This is a genomic window from uncultured Marivita sp., assembly GCF_947488135.1.
Taxonomy (GTDB): Bacteria; Pseudomonadota; Alphaproteobacteria; order Rhodobacterales; family Rhodobacteraceae; genus Marivita.
Genome location: NZ_CANKYW010000030.1, coordinates 1 through 2,195 on the forward strand (window position 1 = coordinate 1; position 2,195 = coordinate 2,195).

General features: G+C 58.1%; 3 protein-coding genes. 2 read left to right on the forward strand and 1 reads right to left on the reverse strand.

The window, feature by feature from the left end:
* Window positions 1-375 precede the first annotated feature (375 nt).
* Window positions 376-666 (reverse strand): LysR family transcriptional regulator, encoded by a 291-nt coding sequence (locus Q1B16_RS22265; protein WP_299794615.1) that lies wholly within the window; start codon window positions 664-666, stop codon window positions 376-378.
* A 124-nt stretch (window positions 667-790) separates the two neighbouring features.
* Between Q1B16_RS22265 and Q1B16_RS22270 the strand changes: the two genes are divergently transcribed.
* Window positions 791-1,786 (forward strand): hypothetical protein, encoded by a 996-nt coding sequence (locus Q1B16_RS22270; protein WP_299794618.1) that lies wholly within the window; start codon window positions 791-793, stop codon window positions 1,784-1,786.
* Window positions 1,787-1,877: 91 nt separating this feature from the next.
* Complete coding sequence (locus Q1B16_RS22275) at window positions 1,878-2,195, forward strand: nucleotidyltransferase domain-containing protein (RefSeq protein ID WP_299794621.1); 318 nt, start codon at window positions 1,878-1,880, stop codon at window positions 2,193-2,195.

Sequence of the window (2,195 nt, forward strand, 5' to 3'; positions counted from 1 at the left end):
TATCACCAACGGTCAAGAGAGGACCAAACCCTGAACAGAGCTAACTGAAAAGCGCGGACTCGCAGGGGAGCAGGTCATCCCGAACCATTTCTGATGCCGGACCCCTATATCCTGAGGGCAAACAAGAATGCTTCGTCGATTGACAGCGCGAGACTCGGCAACTCTTCGTAACTTCTGGGCTGAAGCACTGCGCACTGCGTCAGCTTACTTCTTGCTGACTGAAGACGAGCTATTTGCAATCCCAGAAAGCAGCTTTGTTCGCAACATAGAGAGCGGCTACTACATTGGAGCCTTTGACCATGATGAGGAAATGGTTGGCTTCGTTGTCGCTCGGCGCGGTGTGGACTTGCCCGGGTTTGGTGGAGAGCATTTAGCTCACTTCCTGGGCGTGACGCGATCACTGTCCTCGCCGATGCTCACGAAGGCAGTGTCGAGGATTGCCAAAGCGTCCTCCATCGCCGCATGACAGCGCTCACCCTCCGGGGTCAGCGAGACACCGCGTGCGCCGCGCACAAGAAGAACCACGCCCAGCTCGATTTCGAGCTGCTTGATCCGCTGAGAAACCGCACCACGCGACAGGTTCAGCTCCTCAGCCGCGCGTTGCAGGTTCCCGTGCGTTGCGACGACAGAGAATACTCGAAGCGCATTCAGATTCACGTTCTTCATTCGATGTTCCAAAGGCGATAGTTTTTCTAAACGCTGATGGAATTATCCTGCTTTGTCAATTTAGTGCAGGTGACCGATACAAGCGGGCAAGCAGCACTCAGCGATAGCTACAAGAGATCGAGCGATGACACAGACAATCCGACCAGCGACACCCGATGACATGCCGCGCCTGGTCGAACTCCTCATGCTGGATGCCGAGGCGCGCCATGCAGAGGATGCGATCCTCTGGAAGATGGCAGATGACGCGCCCGCGCAGATCGAGAAGGCGCTGACATTTGCGCTGACAGCCGAGCAACAACCCTTTCGACAGTTTTGGCATGTCGCAGACGATGGGGGTCAGATCACGGGCGTCATTCATGCGATGCTGCTACCGGTCCCTCCAATCTATGCAGGCCCGTTCGGCGAGCCGGGACTGATCCTGCCAGACTCCTTCGTTGCTGCCGATGCGGCGAGCGGCACTGTTGACGACCTATTGGCCGCAGCAGAGGATGCACTTCACGAAGCCGGTGCCCAGATCAAACTGGCATCCTACGTGGCGGGCGAAGCTTGGCGAACCGCGTTTGAGGCAAGCGGTTATGAGCCTCTGACACTTTATCTGTCGCGCAGTGACCTCGGCGATCAGGGAATGCCCGCCGGAGTTCGACAAGCGACGGAAGACGATATTCCAGGTATCGTCGCGGGCAGCGCCGAGAACCGGCAGCTTCTGTTCGAAATCGACCCGTTCTGGGAAGTTCATCCTGAAGCTGATCCACGGTTTTCAGCCTGGATGACGCGGAGTCTAACGCTCAGAGATCGGGACATGATGGTTCTGGGACCGTCCGAGGACTTGCAGGGCTACATCATCGCACAGCCCGCCTCACGGCTGCACTTTCCCCCGGCCCACGACATCACGGGAACGGGTGTGATTGATGACTACTATCATCCCGAGCTGGCCAACCCGGCTGCGCTTGACCGAGGCAGTGAGGAGTCCAGCGCGCTTTTGCGCGCGGCCGAGGCGGCGTTCGCCAATCGTGGTATGGGAGCTGCCTTTGTCGTCTGCCCGGCGGGATGGACGTCCAAGATCGAGTTGCTGGAAGCTGCTGGTTACGAGACCGCGATGGTCTGGTCCATCAAGCGATAGAACCCGCCATACCGCTCTAGTTACAGCGCTCCTCGACGGCTTCTTTACGTCGCTGAAGTGCGAACCCGTATGCGTTTGAAAGGAAAAGCTCATGAAGTCAGAGCAAGTCATAGAGACGATTAGCAACGCACTACGCGATCATTCCGCCGTTCGCGGTCTTTTCCTGAGTGGCAGCTTCGGCAACGGGCGGGCAGACGCCTTTAGCGACATCGACTTCGTGCTGGTGTCGGAAGACGGTCCAACCGACGAGGTTGCCGGAGCGTGGAAGGCCGCCGTCGCGCGCACCGGTGACATCGTGATGTGGTGGGATCGGAATGTTCGTCCCGCGCTGATTGAACCGCTCCGGGTTTTCCGGAGGCTGATTGGTCTTAGTTACGCGGCCATGTCTGATGTTTCCAGAGCCGCGTAG